Consider the following 17,868-nt stretch of genomic DNA (forward strand, 5'->3'; position numbering starts at 1 on the left):
GTGGTATATGGCCAGCATGCGAGTACATGAGTTGGCGAAGGAGTTCGACATGTCGAGCAAGGAGCTGCTCGACAAGCTGCACGAGATGAAGATCCCTGCGAAGAGCCATGCGAGCATGCTCGCCGACGCCTACGTTGCCAAGATCCGCAAGAACCTCGAGCCCGAGATCAAGCAGCGCGCCGGCCAGCTCGAGGACGAGGAGGCAAAGAAGCTCGCCGAGGAGCGCGCCGCCGCCGAGCGCCAGCGCGCCGAGGAGGAGCGCGCCCGTCGCGAGGCCGTGGAGCAGGAGCGCGCCGCCCGCGAGGCCGAACGCGCCCGTCGTGAGGCCGCAGAGGGCGCGGCCGACGGCGCGCCGAAGGCTGCGGAGCGCGCGCCCAAGAAGGCTCCCGCCCCCTCGCCGTTCGAAAGCCTGGCAAGCCAGATCGAAAGCGAGAAGGAGCGCGTCGCGCGCGAGGCGGCCGAGGCCCGCGCCCGCGCCCGCGCCGCGAAGATCGCCGCCGAGGTGGCCAAGAAGCAGGCGGTGGAGGAGGCTTTGCGCCAGCGCAGCGCCAAGGGCGGCAAGTCGTCCGCGGCGAGCGCGCCCAAGAAGCCCGCTCCGGTGCTCGGTGCGAAGAAGTCGAGCTTCGACTCGCTGCTGTCGCAGATCGAGGCCGAGAAGCAGCGCATCGAGTCGCAGCAGAAGCAGACCGCCGCGCAGCCCCAGGGCGCGCGTCGCGGCGGCAAGCCCGAGCGCGGATCCAAGAAGGGGCGCAGGGGCGCCTCGTTCGAGCAGATCGTGCCCGAGCTCGAGCAGCAGCAGACGCAGCCCGAGGACCGCTACGCCCAGATGGCCGTGCAGGCCGAGAAGCTGCAGCGCGACAAGGTGCTCGCCGAGGCGCGCGCGGCCGTGGCCGCCGCCACCTCGCACGAGGGGGAGGGCCGCCGCAAGAAGCGCAAGCAGAAGCGCGAGGCCGCCAACCGCGAGCGCCTCGAGCTCGAGGCCATCGAGAAGGGGCTCGACCCCACGCTCGTGCTCGACGACTCCGTGGTGGAGATCCCGCAGGGCGCGACCGTGGCCAAGTTCGCCGAGCTTTTGGGCGTGCAGCCCAACGACGTGGTCAAGCGCCTGTTCATGCTGGGCCAGGTGCTCACGCTCACGCAGTCGATGGCCGACGACATGATCGAGCTCATCGCCGACGACCTGGGCCGCAAGGTGCGCGTCGTGTCGCCCGAGGAGGAGTACGCCGTCGTCTACCACGACCGCGACGAGGACCTCAAGCCGCGCCCGCCCGTGGTCACCGTCATGGGCCACGTCGACCACGGCAAGACGTCGCTTCTCGACGCCATCCGCGACACGGGCGTGGCCGCGGGCGAGGCCGGCGGCATCACACAGCACATCGGCGCGTCGGTGGTGGACATCAACGGCCGCCAGATCACGTTCATCGACACGCCGGGCCACGAGGCGTTCACCGCCATGCGCGCCCGCGGCGCCCAGGTGACCGACGTCATCGTGCTCGTGGTGGCCGCCGACGACGGCGTGATGCCGCAGACCATCGAGGCCATCAACCACGCGAAGGCCGCCGAGGTCCCCATCGTGGTGGCCGTGAACAAGATCGACAAGGCCGGCGCCAACCCCGACCGCGTGCGCCAGGAGCTCACCGAGTACGGCGTCATCCCCGAGGAGTGGGGCGGCTCGAACATGTTCGTGGAGGTGTCGGCCAAGCAGCGCCTGCACATCGACGACGTGCTGGAGACGATCCTTCTGCAGGCCGACGTCCTCGAGCTCAAGGCCAACCCCGACGCCGAGGCTTCCGGCTTCGTCATCGAGGCGAATCTCGACAAGGGCCGCGGCCCCGTGGCCACCGTGCTCGTGCAGCGCGGCACGCTCCATCCGGGCGACGCCGTGGTGGCCGGCACGTCCTACGGGCGCGTGCGCGCCCTCGTCGATCCGCGGGGCCGCCACGTCGATGCCGCCGGCCCTGCCGATCCGGTGGAGATCCTCGGCTTGTCGAGCGTTCCCACCGCCGGCGACGAGTTCCGCGTGTTCGCCGACGAGCGCGATGCCCGCAAGCTCGCCGAGGAGCGCGCGCTGCGCGCACGCTTGGCCGAGCAGGAGACGAAGTCCCATATGAGCCTGGACGATTTGTTCAATCGCATCGAGGAGGGCAAACAGACCGATCTGAACCTCATCGTGAAGGCCGACGTTCAAGGCTCCATCGAGGCGCTGCGCGATGCGTTCGAGAAGATGGACCAGTCGGAGGTGCGCATCAATATCGTGCACTCGGCCGTGGGCGGCATCACCGAGACCGATGTCACGCTGGCCTCCGCCTCCGACGCCATCATCATCGGCTTCAACGTGCGTCCGACCGGCAAATCGAAGCAGCAGGCCGAGAAGGAGAAGGTCGACATCCGCCTCTACCGTGTCATCTACCAGGCCATCGAGGAGATCAACGCTGCGCGCGTGGGCCTGCTCTCGCCCGACATCGTGGAGGAGGACACCGGTGTTGCCGAGGTCCGCGAGACCTTCAAGGTGCCGAAGGTGGGCACCATCGCCGGCTGCTATGTGACCGAAGGCGAGATCCATCGCGACGACAAGGTGCGCATCGTGCGCGACGGAACGGTGATCTTCGAAGGCGCGATGGCGTCTCTGCGCCGCTTCAAGGACGACGTGAAGTCCGTGAAGCAGGGATACGAGTGCGGCATCGGCATCGAGAAGTTCCAGGATCTCAAGGTGGGAGACCTCATCGAAGGCTACGTTTCGAAAGAGGTCGAACGCACGGAATAGTTCGGTTGCTGCGGCCTTCCGGCCCACCGCAACGAGCCGACGCTGCGGCCGGCTGCGATGTCCGATCTTCGCGCGATCCCGGAAGCTCGCGTACCAAAGTACGCGTCGCCTCCGCGATCCCACGAACCCCAGGCATCGCAGCCGGCCTTGCTGACTTACTACGCCAACCTGCGAGAAAGGAGCTTTTTCCCATGAAGCAGGGTTCATCCAACCGCAAGGTCAACGAGCAGGCGCGCGAGGTGATCGCGGGCATCCTCTTGTTCGAAATATCTGATCCGCGCTTGGCGCTCGTCACCGTCACGGGCTGCGAGGTGAGCTACGACCGCAGCGTGTGCAACGTGTACTACACCGTCGAACCGGGCCGCTACGAGGAGGCTGCTGCGGCGTTCAAGGCTGCCGCAGGTCGCATCCGCTCGCTCATGGCGCGTCAGCTTTCGTGGCGCGTGGCGCCCGAACTGCGCTTCCGGTTGGATGCGAGCGTGGACGAGGCCGAGCGCATAGCCTCGGCCCTCAAGCGCGATGCCGTCCGCAACGCAGCTGTCGCGTCCGGCGACGATGAGCGGGCGTCCGGCGACGATGCGGCGGGCGAGTAGGGAGGGCTCATGTCTCCCACTCCTCAGACAAACACCGACCTCGCGGCCGTCGCTGCGATGCTCGAAACGTGCGACGACGTGGTGATCTGCGGTCATGTCAGTCCGGATGGGGATTGTCTCGGTTCGCAGCTCGCGTTGGCCGCTGCGCTCAGGGGCCTTGGCAAGCGCGTGACGTGCGTGCTCGCCAAAGACGAGCCGGCCGACGCGCGCCTCTCGTTCCTTCCGGGCTACGGCGCCCTCGTGCCGGCGGCTCGCTACGACGGCCCTGTGCAGGCGTTCGTTGCCGTCGATGTGCCCACGCGCGCGCGCATCGGCGATGCGGCTGCGCTGCTCGACGCGTGCGAGACGTCCGTGGTGGTTGACCATCACGCGTCGGAGACGACGATGGCCGATTTCACGTATGTGGATCCCGACGCGGCGTCAACGACGGTGCTCGTGTGGGAGCTCGCGAGGCTGCTCGGGGCGAACCGTGCGGGCGACGTGGCGGTTTGCTGCTACACCGGCCTTGTCACCGACACGGGGCGCTTTCAATACCAGAACACCGACGCGGCCGCCTTGCGTGCGGCATCGGAGATGGTGGAGGCGGGCGCCGACGCGGCCGCAGTGTCGCGCGCTGTGTTCCAGAGCCGCTCGGAGGCTTCGGTGCGTCTCGAAGGCGTCGCCGTCGGCCGAATGCGCCTCGGCGCGGGCGGCTCGACCGCGATAAGCTGGCTTTCGCGCGAGGACTTCGAAGTGCTCAACGCGACGAAGGCCGATGCGGAGCCTGTCGTCGATGCGCTGCGCTCGGTGGCGGGCGTGCGCGTGGCGTGCATGCTGCGTGAACAGGACGGCGGCGTTCGCGGCAGTCTGCGGGCGAAGGACGGCACCGACGTGGCGGCCATCGCGCGCCGCTTTGGCGGCGGGGGGCATGTGGCGGCCGCCGGGTTCACGCTCGAACTGCCGCTGTCCGAGGCGGTCGAGATCGTGGAGCGTGCGATCAGGGAGGCGGTCGCTGCAGCGCCGCCGTTCCCGTCCGCGCCGGCTGCCCTTCCCGTGTCTGACGAGGGGGCGCGCATCTCGTGAAACGGGGGACATCGGGGCTTTCTCTCGTGGTTGGCGTGAACAAGCCCGCGGGCATGAGCTCGCACGACGTGGTGAACCGCTGTCGGCGCATCTTCGGAGAACGCCGCGTGGGGCACACAGGGACGCTCGATCCGCTGGCCACTGGCGTGCTGCCCGTGTGCGTGGGGCCGGCCACGCGGCTCGGAGCCTACTTGACCGGCCACGACAAGCGCTACCGCGTGAGGGTCGCCTTCGGCGCGGGCACCGACACCGACGACGCCGAAGGGCGCGTTTTGCGAACCGGCCCGATACCCGAGCGTGTGCTCGATCCGCAGTTCGCCCGTGCGTTCGTAGCGAGTCTCGTGGGCGCTCGCAAGCAGATGCCTCCTGCGTACTCGGCTGTCAAAGTGGGTGGCACGAAGTCCTACGAGGCTGCGCGCGCGGGTTCCATCATCGAGCTCAAACCGCGCGACATCGTCGTGCACGATGCGATCCTCTTGGGGGTGCGCGAGGCGGGGGACGGCTACGATCTGCCTTCGTGGGACGTCGAGTTCCACGTGTCGAAGGGCACTTACATTCGCGCCCTCGCCCGCGATGCGGGATCGGCGCTCGGCTGCCCGGCGCATGTGGCCGCGCTCGAGCGCACGGCGCTGGGGCTGCTATCCCTCGAGGAGTGCGTGAGCTTGGAGACGCTCACCGACCTTGGCGACCGAGCCGCGCTCGATCCAGTGCGCCTCCTTGGCGTGCGCTTTTCGTTCGCGCAAGGCGACTTGGCGACTCGGGTGGCCAATGGCGCATCGCTCGAGGCTGCCGAGCTGTCCTTGTTCGAGCGCAGGCGCACGACCTCGACGGCCGAGCTGTGCGCATGCACGGCGGGCGTGCGAGAAAGCTGCGAGCCGCCTAGAGACGGCGAGGTTGTGGCCGTCGTTTCGGACAACAAGCTGGTGGCTCTCTATGGGTACGAGGCTGCGCGCGACAGGTTCAAGGCGCGCTGCGTGTTTCAGACGGGGGTGTCTCGTGGCAGAGATTGTTAGGGCCGACAACGCGCTTGACCGTGGCTTCTTCGAGGGCACGTCCTGCGCCTTCGGCGTGTTCGATGGGGTGCATAGAGGACATAGGTTCCTGATCGACCGTGCGCGCGATACGGCCTCGCGTTCAGGGGGCAGAAGCATCGCGCTCACGTTCGACATCGACCCCGACGAGGTGTTTCACCCTGACAGGCTCAAGAAGCTCATGTCGAACGAGGAACGCCTCCGCATGCTTGCGGCCACGGGGGTGGACATCGTGTGCGTGCTGCCGTTCACCCGCGAATTCGCGGCATCGAGCCCTGCGGAGTTCCTCGCGCAGACCTTCGACGGGATTCCTCCAGCTTATTTGCACGTGGGGTTCGACTTCAAATTCGGCGCTCGAGCGAAAGGGACTGTCGACGACCTCGACGCCTGGGGACTTGTCGGCGGAACGAAAGTGTGCGCGCATGGCTTGGAAAGCGACGACGGCGCGCCCATCACGGCCACCCGTATCAGGCTGTTGCTGGCCGAAGGCGATATCGAGGAGGCGAACCGGTTGCTCGGGCGGCCATACTTCATGACCGGCATCGTCGAGCCTGGGCGCGGGGAGGGAGCCGACTTGGGATTCCGCACGGCCAACCTCGAGGTGCCCGACCAGCTTCGTCCGCTCGGCGACGGCGTGTACGCCGCCTACGCCCATGTGGACGGGGTGCGCTACAAGGCCGCTGTCAACGTGGGCGTGGCCGCCACGTTCGCCGGTCGCGCCACGGCCACCTGCGAGGCGCACCTGCTCGACTTTTCGGGGGATCTCTACGGCAAGCCTGTCAAAGTCGAGTTCCTGCATTGGCTGCGCCCGATGCGGGCGTTCGACAGCGTCGAGGAGCTCGTCGCCACTGTGAAGGGCAACATCGCCTGGGTTCGACAGAACCTGTGATCCTCTCGCGCATCTTCCGGCTTCTGAACGGGGAGCGACACGCCGCATGCGCTTTCGGAGGCGTCTCGCCGAACGTGCGCTTCAGCTCGGCGAGCGAAAACGCCGAATCCGGGTTCACAACATCAACAAATCCCCTACAATAGTGCAGTTGCGACTTTTCCGCCCGAATGCCCGGCGAAAAGGCCGCATGCTTCGTATACGTCCGGACAAGGAGGAGCCAGTGACCACTGCAGTCGCATGGATGGCCCCCGTGTGCGCCTTGATTGGCATCTGCATGGCGGGCTACCTGGGCTCCTGGGTGCTCAAACAGGACCCAGGCCCTGACAAGATGAACGGCATCTCGCTCAAAATCCAGCAGGGTGCCAAGGCGTTTCTTATGAGCGAGTACAAGCTGCTCGTCGTCTTCATGATCGTCGTCGCCGTCGTCATGGCCGCAGCGTTGTCGCCCATCACGGCGCTCGCGTTCGTCACGGGCGGCGTCATGTCGGCGGCTGCGGGTTACGTGGGCATGCACGTGGCCACGCGCGCGAACACCCGCACGGCGCACGCTGCCGAGGAGTCGGTGGCCAAGGCGCTCAACATCAGCTTCAAGTCGGGCCTCACGATGGGCCTGTGCGTGGCGTCGTTCGCGCTCTTGGGCCTGTCGCTGTGGCTCATCGCCATGGTGTTCGGCATGGCCGCGGGCGTGGACATCAACGCCGAGCTGGCCGGCCTCATGCATACGAACATCGGCATGGTGGAGGGCTTCGCCACCGGCGCTTCCGCCGTGGCGCTGTTCGCCCGTGTGGGAGGCGGCATCTACACGAAGGCCGCCGACGTGGGCGCCGACCTCGTGGGCAAGGTCGAAGCGGGCATTCCGGAGGACGATCCGCGCAACCCGGCCACCATCGCCGACAACGTGGGCGACAACGTGGGCGACGTCGCGGGCATGGGCGCCGACCTCTTCGAGAGCTATACGGGCGCGATCCTCGCTCCCACCATCCTGGCGGCCACCTTCGGCGCGCTCGGCGGCTACTTCGCAACGGGCGACCTCGTGTGGGCCCTCGTGACGCCGCTCCTCATCGCCGGCTGCGGCATCATCACGTCCATCATCGGCCTGTTCGCTGTGCGCACGAAAGAGGGCGCCGCGCTGCACAAGGCCCTCAACCGCGGCACGTACCTCGCCGCGGGCATCGAGGTCGTCGTGATCTTCTGCCTGTTCGCCCTCTGGAGCTCCCAGAGCGCCGAGGCGCAACCGCTGTGGCTGTTCGGCTCGGTGCTGTGCGGTCTGGTGGCCGGCCTTGCCATCGGCAAGATCACCGAGTTCTTCTGCTCCGACAAGTACAAGCCGGTGCATAAGATCGCCGAGGCGGCCGACACGGGCGCGGCCACGGTGATCATCGAGGGCCTCGGCACGGGCATGCTCTCCACCATCGCTCCCATCGTGCTTGTCGCGCTTGCCATTATCGGCGCATACACGTTCGGGAACATGGCGTTCCCGAACGCCACTGCCGAGGGCGGCATTGCCGTCGGGCTTTTCGGCGTGGGCTTGGCCGCCACGGGCATGCTGTCCAACACGGCCATCACCGTCGGCGTGGACGCCTACGGCCCTGTGGCGGACAACGCGGGCGGCATCGCCGAGATGGCGGGCCTGCCCGAGGAGGTGCGCGACCGCACCGACGCCCTCGACGCTGTGGGCAACACGACGGCCGCCATCGCGAAAGGCTTCGCCATTGCGTCGGCCGGCCTCTCCGCCATCTCTTTGTTCGTGTCCTACCAGGCCACGATGCACCACGCCATTCCCGCCTTCGAGCTCACGCTCACCGATCCGCTCATCGTGGCCGGCATCTTCATCGGCGCCATGATGCCGTTCATGTTCGCCGCCCTCACCATGGGTGCGGTGTCGCGCGCGGCCCACGCCATGGTGGAGGAAGTGCGCCGCCAGTTCCGCGAGATCAAGGGCATCATGGAGTACAAGGCCGAACCCGAGTACGACAAGTGCGTGGCCATCTCCACGTCCTCGGCGCTGCGCGAGATGATGCTTCCGGGCATCCTCGCCATCATCGTGCCGGTTGCCATCGGCTGCTTCAACCCGGCCATGCTCGGCGGCTTTTTGGCAGGAGCTGTGTCAACCGGCATGCTCATGGCCATCTTCATGTCCAACGCCGGCGGCGCGTGGGACAATGCGAAGAAGTACATCGAGCAGGGCCATCATGGCGGCAAGGGATCCGACGCCCACAAGGCCGCCGTCGTGGGCGACACCGTGGGCGATCCGTTCAAGGACACATCGGGCCCGTCCATGAACATCCTCATCAACCTGATGACCATCGTGTCGCTGACGTTCGCGCCGCTGTTCATCATGGTGCAAGGGCTGCTCTAAAGATCGGTAGGCGATTGATTGCGAAGGCCCTGGCAATCCCGGGGCCTTCGCGTGTTTCAAGGGCGGAGGAGCGGATTTTCAAGGCTTTCCTTCCGGGATACGGGCGGCGGGGCATGCTGGATGCCGCAGTGCGGAAGGGCGACGTTTCGTTGGAGGAGGCTCTCCTTCCAAGCGCCCGAGCGAAGGCTCGGGCGGGTAAGACGACACAGCGCAGCGCGCCGCTGGCGTTCCTGGGCTTTTTTGGCGCATCGTGGCGCGAGCGGGGGGGGGTCGCCGTCCTCCTCTCGTTCGAACAGCCTGTTCCTTCTTTGAACGGGGGCCTTTTGTGTACAATGGAGCCGCGCCGGCTTCCCGCGTCTTTTCGGCAGGCGCGATTCCGGTCGATGAAGGTGAACGCGAGGAAGGACATCATGTTGATCGAGACCGAAAGGCTTGTCCTGCGCCCGTTTTCGGAGGGAGATGCGGAGGATGTGCTCGAGTATTTGCGGGAGCCGGAGGTGAACTGCTTTGCCCGCATGAGGCTCGGTTCGCTCGACGAGGCGAGGAGGGAGATGAGGAGACGCGAGGTGGGGGATGAATGCTGCCTTGCCATTGCGCTCAAGGAGTCTGGGAAGGTCGTCGGCGAGATCGGGGCGCATCCCGAGAGCAACGACCCGGAGGGCTCGGACGAAGAGGCGGACACCTTCAGCCCGTATTGGATGCTGAACGCGGATTACCAAGGCAAAGGCTATGCATACGAAGCGGCGTGCGCCTTTTTCGACTATCTGTTTCGCGAAAGGGGCGCAAGGCGCATCTATGCTTACACCGAGGATTACAACCTTTCAAGCCAACACCTTTGCGAGAAGCTCGGAATGCGGCGAGAGGGCCTTTTTCGCGAATTCGTCACGTTCGTGAAAAATCCCGACGGAACGCCGCGGTACGAGAACACGGTGCAATACGCCATCTTGCGAAAAGAGTGGCGGTGACGGGATTCTGCCCGGATGCCCGATTTCGCAAGGGATCCGCATAGGGCGGTTTTCGATGAGGCGCTGTCGCATGATTCGATTTCCGAGGGCCTCAGGAACGAAACAAAGGAGCGCGACTTTGCCCGTCGCGCTCCTCTTCATCGATTGATCGTCCGAATGGGTGTCGACGCTCCTACACGATGCCCTGGGCCATCATGGCGTCGGCGAGCTTCTTGAAGCCGGCGATGTTGGCGCCCATCACGTAGTTGCCCTCATGGCCGTACTCGCGCGCGGCGTCGTCGGACGCATGGTAGATGCTCTTCATGATGCCCTGCAGCTTGGCGTCGACCTCCTCGAACGTCCAGGAAAGGCGTTCGGAGTTCTGCGACATCTCCAAGCCGGAGGTGGCCACGCCGCCGGCGTTCGCCGCCTTTCCGGGGCAGAACACAACGCCGTTTTCCATGAGGTAGTCGGTGGCGTCCATCGTGGTGGGCATGTTCGCGCCCTCTGCCACGACCTTGCAACCGTTCGTCACGAGCTGCTTCGCATCCTCGAGCAGAAGCTCGTTTTGCGTGGCGCAGGGCAGCGCAATGTCCACCGGCACGCTCCACACGCCGCGGCCTTCATGGTACTCAACTCCCTGACGTCGTTCGGCGTACGCGCTAATGCGGCCGCGCTCCACTTCCTTGATCTGTTTGACCAGGTCGACGTCGATGCCCGCCGGATCGTGGATCCAGCCGGTCGAATCGGAGAGCGTGACCACCTTCGCTCCGAGCTGCTGGGCCTTCTCGGTGGCGTAGATGGCCACGTTGCCCGAGCCGGACACTGCCACGGTTTTGCCCTCGAAGGAGTCATCGTGGCAGTTCAGATGCTCCTGCACGAAGTACACGAGGCCGTAGCCCGTGGCCTCGGTGCGGGCGAGCGAGCCGCCGTAGGACAGACCCTTGCCCGTGAGCACGCCCACCCATTCGTTGCGGATGCGCTTGTACTGGCCGAACATATAGCCGATCTCGCGCGCGCCCGTGCCGATGTCGCCGGCCGGCACGTCGGTGTCCGCGCCGATATGGCGGCAAAGCTCCGTCATGAAGGACTGGCAGAAGCGCATGACCTCGCCGTCGGATTTGCCTTTCGGGTCGAAGTCGCTGCCGCCCTTGCCTCCGCCCATCGGCAGCGTGGTCAGGCTGTTCTTGAATATCTGCTCGAAGCCGAGGAACTTGATGATGCCGAGGTTCACTGAAGGATGCAGGCGCAGGCCGCCCTTGTAGGGACCGAGCGCGCTGTTGAATTCCACGCGGAAGCCGCGGTTCACTTGCACGGTGCCGTCGTCGGCCACCCACGGCACGCGGAACATGACGACGCGCTCCGGCTCTACGATGCGCTCCAAAAGCCCCGCCTTTTGGTAGGCCGGGTCGGATTCGATGACCGGCTCCAAGGACTTCAGCACCTCGGTGACGGCTTGGATGAACTCGGGCTCGTTGGGGTTTTTGGCCTTCACGCGCTCGATGACGCTGTCGACGTAGCTCATCTTCGTTGAACCTCCATTCATGCGTGTGCGCTTACCGTCTCCATTATAGGGAGCGGAGAGGGGGCGCGCCCGCCGATTTAAACGTTTCGAAACAAAAGGCTTGCCAGCCTGCGGTGAGAGGCGTTCGGCATCGTTGAGGGGCGGGGTGTGCGGACGAGGCGCCCATCCTCTGCGATCAGGGCGCGCTTGCGCCGAGACGGCGGGAAGGACGGGTCGCGGCGCATCGGGCGGGCAACCGCGCCAGATGTCGCGTCGGTGGCGGTTCCCGCCACTTCGATGGCGTTTCGGGGTTGAAATCCGCTCGATGATGCCGGCTTATCGCGTCCGATCGCCCGTCTGTACTGAAAGCGGGTCTGACGTGCGCTTCGCGATAGGGTAGAATCATGCAGATGCGAGGGAGGAGCGAGCATGAACGAGATCAAATGCCCCCAGTGCAGGACGGTGTTCCAAGTCGACGAGACGGGCTACGCAAAGATCGTGAGCCAGATACGCGACAAGGAGTTTGCCCGAGAGCTCGAGCAGCGCGAGCAGCGTTTGGGTGAGCAGCGTGAGCGGGAAGTGCGCTTGGCGGTGGCGCAAGAGCGCAATCGCGCGCAAGAGGATGCGGCTGCGAGCGCGGCCCGCATCGCCGAGCTGGAGGTTTTGCTCGAGGCAGCCAAGCGCGAAGGGGCTGCCGGCATCGAAGCGCTCAGACGCGACCAGGAAGCGCGCGAGCGAGCCGTCGGCGCCGAGCATGCTCGCGCGCTGGTCGATGCCACGGCGGAGCGCGATGCTCGCATTGCGCAGCTTGAGCAGAAGCTGTCCGCGCAGAGTGCGACGGCTTTGGCGGAGAAGCAGCTGGCGGTGGCCGAGGCGCGCGCGTCGCTCGAGCGCGAGCGCGACTCCTTGGCGGCCCAAGTGGAGCTCGTGCGCGTCGAAGGGGAGCGCGCTGCGAGCGCCTTGCGCGAGGAGATGGCGACCAAGCTTCGGGCGAAAGACGAGCTGATCTCGTACAAAGACGAGGAGATCGCGCGCTACAAGGACATGAAGGCGCGCCTGTCCACGAAGATGGTGGGAGAGTCGCTCGAGCAGCATTGCGAAGCCGAGTTCAACAAGCTGCGCGCCACGGCGTTCCCTCGCGCGTATTTCGAGAAGGACAACGACGTGGTGGACGGCACGAAGGGCGACTACGTATTCCGCGAATGCGATGAGGACGGCGTCGAAGTGGTGTCCATCATGTTCGAGATGAAGAACGAGAACGACGAGACGGCTACGAAGCACCGAAACGAAGACTTCCTCAAGAAGCTCGACGCCGACCGGCGCAAGAAGGGCTGCGAGTACGCCGTGCTCGTCACGCTCCTCGAGCCTGAGAGCGAGCTGTACAACGAGGGCATCGTGGATGTGGGCTACCGCTACGAGAAGATGTATGTGGTGCGCCCGCAGTTCTTCATCCCCATCATCTCCATTCTGCGCAATGCAGCGTTGTCAGCCATGACGTACAAGGCAGAACTTGCCCGCGCGCGCAGCCAGAACGTCGACGTCACGCGCTTCGAGGAGCAGATGGAGGAGTTCAAGGCGAAGTTCGGCCGCAACTACGAGCTGGCGAGCCGCAAGTTCCAGCAGGCCATCGACGAGATCGACAAGACCATTGACCACCTGCAGAAGACCAAAGACGCGCTTTTGGGCAGCGAGCGCAACCTGCGCCTGGCAAACGACAAGGCGCAGGACCTCACCATCAAGCGGCTGACGCGGAACAACCCCACCATGAAGGCTGCGTTCGAGGCGCTCGCGGCCGAGAAGGGCGAAGGAGATGGCGATGATTCGTAGCGGGGATCCGGCAAGGGCCGGCGTCTCTCCCATGCGCAGGACCTGCTCTATCTGCTTGCGGGGATCTTCGTCGCTTTTCTTGCGAAGGGGTTCGTGCAACTTGTCTCCATCGCTTTGGGCGGGGCTATGACGTCGCTGCTCGAGCTGGTGCGCGAGGCAACGGTCATGCGCATCGTCTGCATGGCGGTGGCTTCGCGAAAGATGCATCGCGGTTTCTCCTTCGAACGGCACTGCCCCGAGACCGTTCTCGTGTTCGTCGTGATGCTTGCCGGCTGTCTCATCGACGAGGTGCGCTCGTATTGGCAGGCGGGGTTACCGGTCGCTGAAGAGGATGTCGAAGCGTGGACGGAGGGGCTCTCCCTCCAAGCTGGCTCGATGCTCGCGGTGTCTGCAGCGTGGCTTCTCAACGGTCTGCCCGCTTGGGTCGATCGATCGCCATGGGTTCCTTTGGCGGTAGTGCTCACGGCTTTCGTTCTCTGCGTCGTGGGCTTGGATGGAGCGCTCTCTTTCGGCGGCGGCATCCTCGGAGTCGCGCTGCTCGGGCTTGTCCTGACCCTCGTCTCGCGGATGCCTGCTTCGTGCGTCCAGTGGGTCTGTCAATCGATCGAGAAGGCCGTCTGCGGAGATGCTAAGGAGCCCGCCGACCGTCATTCGGCCGATGAGCTTGCTGAATCGGCCTCGCGGAAGCACGGCTTGCACGAGGTTGGCGAAAGCGGCAACTCTCGGCCTCGTGTCGCTCGACGTGCGACGAGCTTGCCGGCGCTCTTTCTGCTCTGCGGAGCAAGCGCGGTGGCGGTGGTCCTCTTCGTTGCGCTTGCAGGCGTGGCGGTGTTCGGGTGGAGCTTGCGGGCGCTTGCGTTCGACGTCGTATTGGGTGTGCTCTCGCTCGTTCTGCACAGCGTTTTCCTGCTTCTGGTTTGCGAAGCGTGGTACGTTGATCAGCGTGCGCGTGGAGCGCTCTGCACAGCGGTTCTCTGGATGGTCGCGCTGCCGGCTTCTTTCGTGGCGATAGGCGCCGTCCAAGGAAGCAGGCCTTCTGAACGCGTTCTTGTGGACGGCGCGCTGCGCACTGAGTTGCCGCTCTTCCTCGGCGGGATGCAGGTTGCCTTTGCGCAGCCGGTTGGAGCGCTCTTCGGGATCCCGCTCGAATCTTACCAAGAGCCGCTTCCCGCAAACGAGTCGCTTGCCGAGGAGGAGGTGGACGAGGAAGCGCGCGATGTTCGCTCAGCGGCAAAGCGGCAGCTCGTATCACACGTCGAAGCGCATCGTCGATGTCGACGCCGAAGCACGTGCCATCGTGCTCGAAGTGACCGAACCAACCGACGACATCGAGCGGGGGAGCCGGATTGGGGTCGACTGTGGATACGTGAGGCATGTTGACAAAGCGCTCGAGGAGCCGGTTGCGGGAGAATCGGCGCAGGTTCGCTCGGTGGTGGCTCGAGGGGTCGATGGAGGGAGGGGCCATAGCTGAGAAGCTTTTCGTGCGGGACCCGTCGCTCTACGAGCCTGGGCAGGGCGAGGAGGGGCGGTTGGTGAATCGGTCGAGCAGGCTTTCGAGGAGGTTGGTTGCGTGTGCCGGGTCGTTGACACGGTGACGTCGGCTGTGGGGGATTCCACGTTCACCTTTCTGGTGGACGACGGTGCTGGCGTGCTGGAAGAAGGGGTGACGTACCATGTGGTCCAGCGAGAGGGCACTCTCCGGTTGTACGGTATGTCGGAGGCGTGTCGTCGTTACCCACGACGACGCACTCGCACAGGACGCCATCGTCTCCCGGAAGCTCGGCGGACCTGACGATCACGCTGTCCGTGCCCCACTGCAGGTCCGAGTACTGGGAGAACATGCCGTCTGTGTGATGTTGGGACGGAAGAAGGAGGCATCATGGCGAGTCGAGGTGAAGAGCGGGGAAAGGCGGGGTTCGGCGGGGCGCTCGCGCGGGCGGGCTACGCGGTTGCGGGGGCGCTCGCGGCGGTGTTTGTGGGCTGGGCGGTGTCGCTAGCGTTTCCGCAGCCTCGTTCGGGAATGCTCGCGCACTTCGTCGGGGTGGTTGCGATGGGGGCGGTGCTCATGCTGTGGGCGTCGTTCAAGCCGTCGCGCCTCAAGGGAGGTTCCTCTGCGCTTCAAGCGCTGCTCGTCTTAGGGGTCGTGGTGGCAGTGTGGGCGGTTGGCGACTACCTCAACTCACCGAGGGAGATGGAATACGTCCAAAACCCTCTCATCTGGGTTTGGACCTATGTGTTCTACCTGTTCAACATTAATCTCGGCTTCGTCTTGCCGGCATCGTGGGTGCTGGGCGGCAACGAGCGGTGGTCACGCCGGCCGCTGTGGCGGGTGCTCGTGGAATTGGCGTTCGCGCTCGTGATGGGTGCGCTGATCGCGAGCGATTCGCTCGGCTTCTTGGGAACCTCCCTGCCGACTTTCGTGGTCTATCAGCTCCTCTTCGTGGTAGGTGCCCTGGCCGCTGCTGGCGTGATCCAACGGCTGACCTGTGAGCTCGTGCGACGCATCCGAGTCCGCAGTCTGCTTGCGTGATGCGCCGCAATGGAAGGCAGGCCCCGATGGCGAAGGAGCCCTTTTGACTGCTGGACGGTCTGACGATTTCCCCTGCGAGACGAAGCGCGAGCGTTTCGACCGCTTCGTCGCGAGGCTCTGACAGGTTCGTCCCTTCGCCGAGGGCAACGCGCGCGAAGGCGGTTTTCGCGGCGCTTTATCTGCGCGACCTTGGTTTCGACGCGGACAACGAGCCGATCGAGTGGCATGCGCGCTGCTTCCGCGACGTGTTCGTGCGCGCCAGCTACCGAAACGCGCGGACTGGCGCGCTGTCCGACCTGCGCTCTCGCGACCTCGCGGTGCGGATGCTCTTCGAAGACCTGTCGCTTTTGCACAACGTTGACCCCTCGCGCGCTGAACGTTTGAGGCGTCGAGCACGGGAAACCCTCGTGATGGCTCCCTCTTTGACGCGCAACCGGCCGCGGTGAGGACTGCACACAATTCGGGCTGCTCGAGCACAAAAATCCTCGATGTGAAAGGACCTCGGCCGTTCATGCGGATGATTGTTTCCGGCGACCTGGGGAAATGCCGAAGAGCGGCCTCCCTGCGAAGTCGATGCGCGCCCGTTCGCCCTGTCAGTGTTTTCACGTCGAGGATTTTTGTGCCAGGCGGCCCCGATTCGCGTGCAGCGGCACCGCAGCCGTCGGATTATGCGCTAAAAAAGGGGAGTCAGACCCCTCGTTCGTGCCAAGAATCAACCGACAAGGGGATTCGGGCGTTTGGCTGGTCTTCCAGGTCGTCGCGAACAGCCAATTCCCGTGCTCTTGCTTCGGCGTTCACTCGCTCTCGCGCAACGACTCCTCCACGAGGCGGCGCAGGTTCGCGGCGAGGCGCTCGCGGTCGTTGTCCTCGAAGGGGGCGGGGCCGCGCGTGCGGCCTCTCTGGCGGCGCACCTTCCTCTCCTCGTGGCGGATGTGAATGTCCAGGTCGATGGTGGCCAGCGTGTGCACGCGCCCGCGCACCCCTATGGCCCTCGCGCCGCGTCCGAGCGCCATCGCCACCAAGCCGATGTCCTGCGCGACCACGACGTTGCCGCGTTCGAGCTCCTGCACGATGGCGAAGTCGGCCGCATCGGCGCCCACGCCCACGGGCAGCGTGTCGACCCAGAATCCGTCGCGGGACGTGCGCGGATCGCCGTGCTGTATATGGCGCGCCAGGTTCTGCGTCGAGTTGCCCGCGATCACGGCGGGCGCCCCGCACGCGCGCGCTACCGCGAGTGTTTCGGCGGTCACCGGGCATGCGTGGGTGTCGATGTAGACGGTGGGCTTCATAGGGCTCGCTTCCTGTCGGATGCCGACAGTATACGGCAAACCGAGCGCGGTGAGTCCGCGTTCTTGCGCTACAATAAATGCTTTCGTCTGTGAGGTGGGGGTTCGCGTGGAGGTGCTCGTCGTCATGGTCGTGGGCGTGCTCGTTGGCGCCACGATATTCCCTACGCGTTTCAAGGGCTTGAACGACAAGGCAACGTTTTCGCTCACGGCTCTGCTCATCTTCGCAATGGGGGCGATGCTCGGCGGGCGCGACGCCTTCCTTGAGGAGCTCGGCGCGGTGGGATGGGCGAGCGCGCTTTTCTGCGTCGTGCCCGTAGCCTTCTCGACGCTCGCCGTATACGGGCTCACGAGCCTCTTCATGGGCGATGTCGCCCGCAGACCGGCCGGACCGCGTGTGGCGGCCGCCCAGGAGGGCGTTTCGGCGTCGGGCGGCGGCGAGGGCGCCATGGTCGGCATGGCTGTTGGGGCGCTCGCGCTCGGGGTCGCTTACGGCTTGTCGGGCGCCTCGCTCGTGCCGGTCGACCTGATGGTGGATAACTCCGACCTAGTGCTCTACGCGCTCATGTTCTGCGTAGGCATCAGCGTGGGCGGCAGCCGCGGCCTTCTGGGCAAGTTGCGCCAGTATCACGTGCGCGTGCTCATCGTTCCGGCGGGCATCGTGATCGGCTCGGTGCTGGGCGGCCTCGTGTGCGCTCCGATTGTGGGCGTGTCGCTGCCCGAGGGCGCAGCCGTCGCGTCGGGCTTGGGATGGTACAGTCTCGCGGGCGTCATGATGACCGATATCGCCGGCGCCCAGGTGGGCAGCATCACCTTCCTGGCGAACTTGCTGCGAGAGTTTGTCTCGTTCTTTAGCATCCCGTGGATCGCGCGCCACCTCAACTATCCCTCGTGCATCGCGCCCGCCGGCGCCACGAGCGAGGATACAACGCTGCCGATGATGATCCGCTGCACGAACGGCGAGACGGTGGTGCTCTCGGTGCTCAACGGCGTCATCTGCTCTGCGTTGGTGCCCGTGCTGATAGAGGCGTTCCGTCAGTTGATGTAGGAGGGCGGGGCCGAGGGACGCGCGTCGTCGC

General features: G+C 65.5%; 13 protein-coding genes. 11 read left to right on the forward strand and 2 right to left on the reverse strand.

The features are described 5' to 3' along the window. The first annotated feature begins 7 nt into the window (after positions 1-7). The 7 genes from infB to B5F40_RS07625 all read left to right on the forward strand — a co-directional run bounded on the left by infB (position 8) and on the right by B5F40_RS07625 (position 9,663). Complete coding sequence (infB, locus tag B5F40_RS07595; RefSeq protein WP_087193740.1) at positions 8-2,764, forward strand: translation initiation factor IF-2; 2,757 nt, start codon at positions 8-10, stop codon at positions 2,762-2,764. Between the two features lie 191 nt (positions 2,765-2,955). Next, complete coding sequence (gene rbfA, locus B5F40_RS07600) at positions 2,956-3,357, forward strand: 30S ribosome-binding factor RbfA (protein WP_087193741.1); 402 nt, start codon at positions 2,956-2,958, stop codon at positions 3,355-3,357. A gap of 9 nt (positions 3,358-3,366) precedes the next feature. After that, positions 3,367-4,419: a DHH family phosphoesterase gene (locus tag B5F40_RS07605; RefSeq protein ID WP_087193742.1), complete on the forward strand. Its 1,053-nt coding sequence runs from the start codon at positions 3,367-3,369 to the stop codon at positions 4,417-4,419. Beyond that, positions 4,416-5,432, forward strand: a complete 1,017-nt coding sequence (truB, locus tag B5F40_RS07610; protein ID WP_087193743.1) for a tRNA pseudouridine(55) synthase TruB — start codon at positions 4,416-4,418, stop codon at positions 5,430-5,432. The genes B5F40_RS07605 and truB overlap by 4 nt, the downstream gene beginning before the upstream one ends. Next, positions 5,416-6,339 (forward strand): riboflavin biosynthesis protein RibF, encoded by a 924-nt coding sequence (gene ribF / locus B5F40_RS07615; protein ID WP_087193744.1) that lies wholly within the window; start codon positions 5,416-5,418, stop codon positions 6,337-6,339. The genes truB and ribF overlap by 17 nt, the downstream gene beginning before the upstream one ends. 241 nt (positions 6,340-6,580) lie before the next feature. Further along, positions 6,581-8,698, forward strand: a complete 2,118-nt coding sequence (locus tag B5F40_RS07620; protein WP_204217358.1) for a sodium-translocating pyrophosphatase — start codon at positions 6,581-6,583, stop codon at positions 8,696-8,698. A gap of 410 nt (positions 8,699-9,108) precedes the next feature. Next, the gene (locus B5F40_RS07625; protein WP_204217354.1) at positions 9,109-9,663 is read left to right on the forward strand and encodes a GNAT family N-acetyltransferase; all 555 of its coding nucleotides are present in this window, start codon (positions 9,109-9,111) and stop codon (positions 9,661-9,663) included. A 172-nt stretch (positions 9,664-9,835) separates the two neighbouring features. On the opposite strand, the gene gdhA is transcribed toward B5F40_RS07625, so the two are convergent. After that, complete coding sequence (gdhA, locus tag B5F40_RS07630; RefSeq protein ID WP_087193746.1) at positions 9,836-11,167, reverse strand: NADP-specific glutamate dehydrogenase; 1,332 nt, start codon at positions 11,165-11,167, stop codon at positions 9,836-9,838. Positions 11,168-11,575: 408 nt separating this feature from the next. Here gdhA and B5F40_RS07635 point away from each other — a divergent pair, with 408 nt between their 5' ends. The 3 genes from B5F40_RS07635 (at position 11,576) to B5F40_RS07650 (ending at position 15,503) form a co-directional block, all read left to right on the forward strand. Further along, positions 11,576-12,973, forward strand: coding sequence for a DUF2130 domain-containing protein (locus B5F40_RS07635; protein WP_087193747.1), 1,398 nt, complete (start codon positions 11,576-11,578; stop codon positions 12,971-12,973). Positions 12,974-13,066: 93 nt separating this feature from the next. Next, entirely contained in the window at positions 13,067-14,353 is a 1,287-nt protein-coding gene (locus B5F40_RS07640; RefSeq protein WP_087193748.1) for a hypothetical protein, read from the forward strand. 499 nt (positions 14,354-14,852) lie between these two features. Then, complete coding sequence (locus tag B5F40_RS07650; RefSeq protein WP_087193750.1) at positions 14,853-15,503, forward strand: hypothetical protein; 651 nt, start codon at positions 14,853-14,855, stop codon at positions 15,501-15,503. 794 nt (positions 15,504-16,297) lie between these two features. On the opposite strand, the gene B5F40_RS07655 is transcribed toward B5F40_RS07650, so the two are convergent. After that, a complete protein-coding gene (locus tag B5F40_RS07655) occupies positions 16,298-16,792 on the reverse strand; it encodes a DUF188 domain-containing protein (protein WP_087193751.1) in 495 nt (164 codons plus the stop codon). 106 nt (positions 16,793-16,898) lie between these two features. Between B5F40_RS07655 and B5F40_RS07660 the strand changes: the two genes are divergently transcribed. After that, positions 16,899-17,837, forward strand: coding sequence for a lysine exporter LysO family protein (locus B5F40_RS07660; RefSeq protein ID WP_087193782.1), 939 nt, complete (start codon positions 16,899-16,901; stop codon positions 17,835-17,837). Positions 17,838-17,868: the final 31 nt, after the last annotated feature.

It is taken from the genome of Gordonibacter sp. An230, assembly GCF_002159915.1.
In the GTDB taxonomy this organism is placed as follows: domain Bacteria; phylum Actinomycetota; class Coriobacteriia; order Coriobacteriales; family Eggerthellaceae; genus Rubneribacter.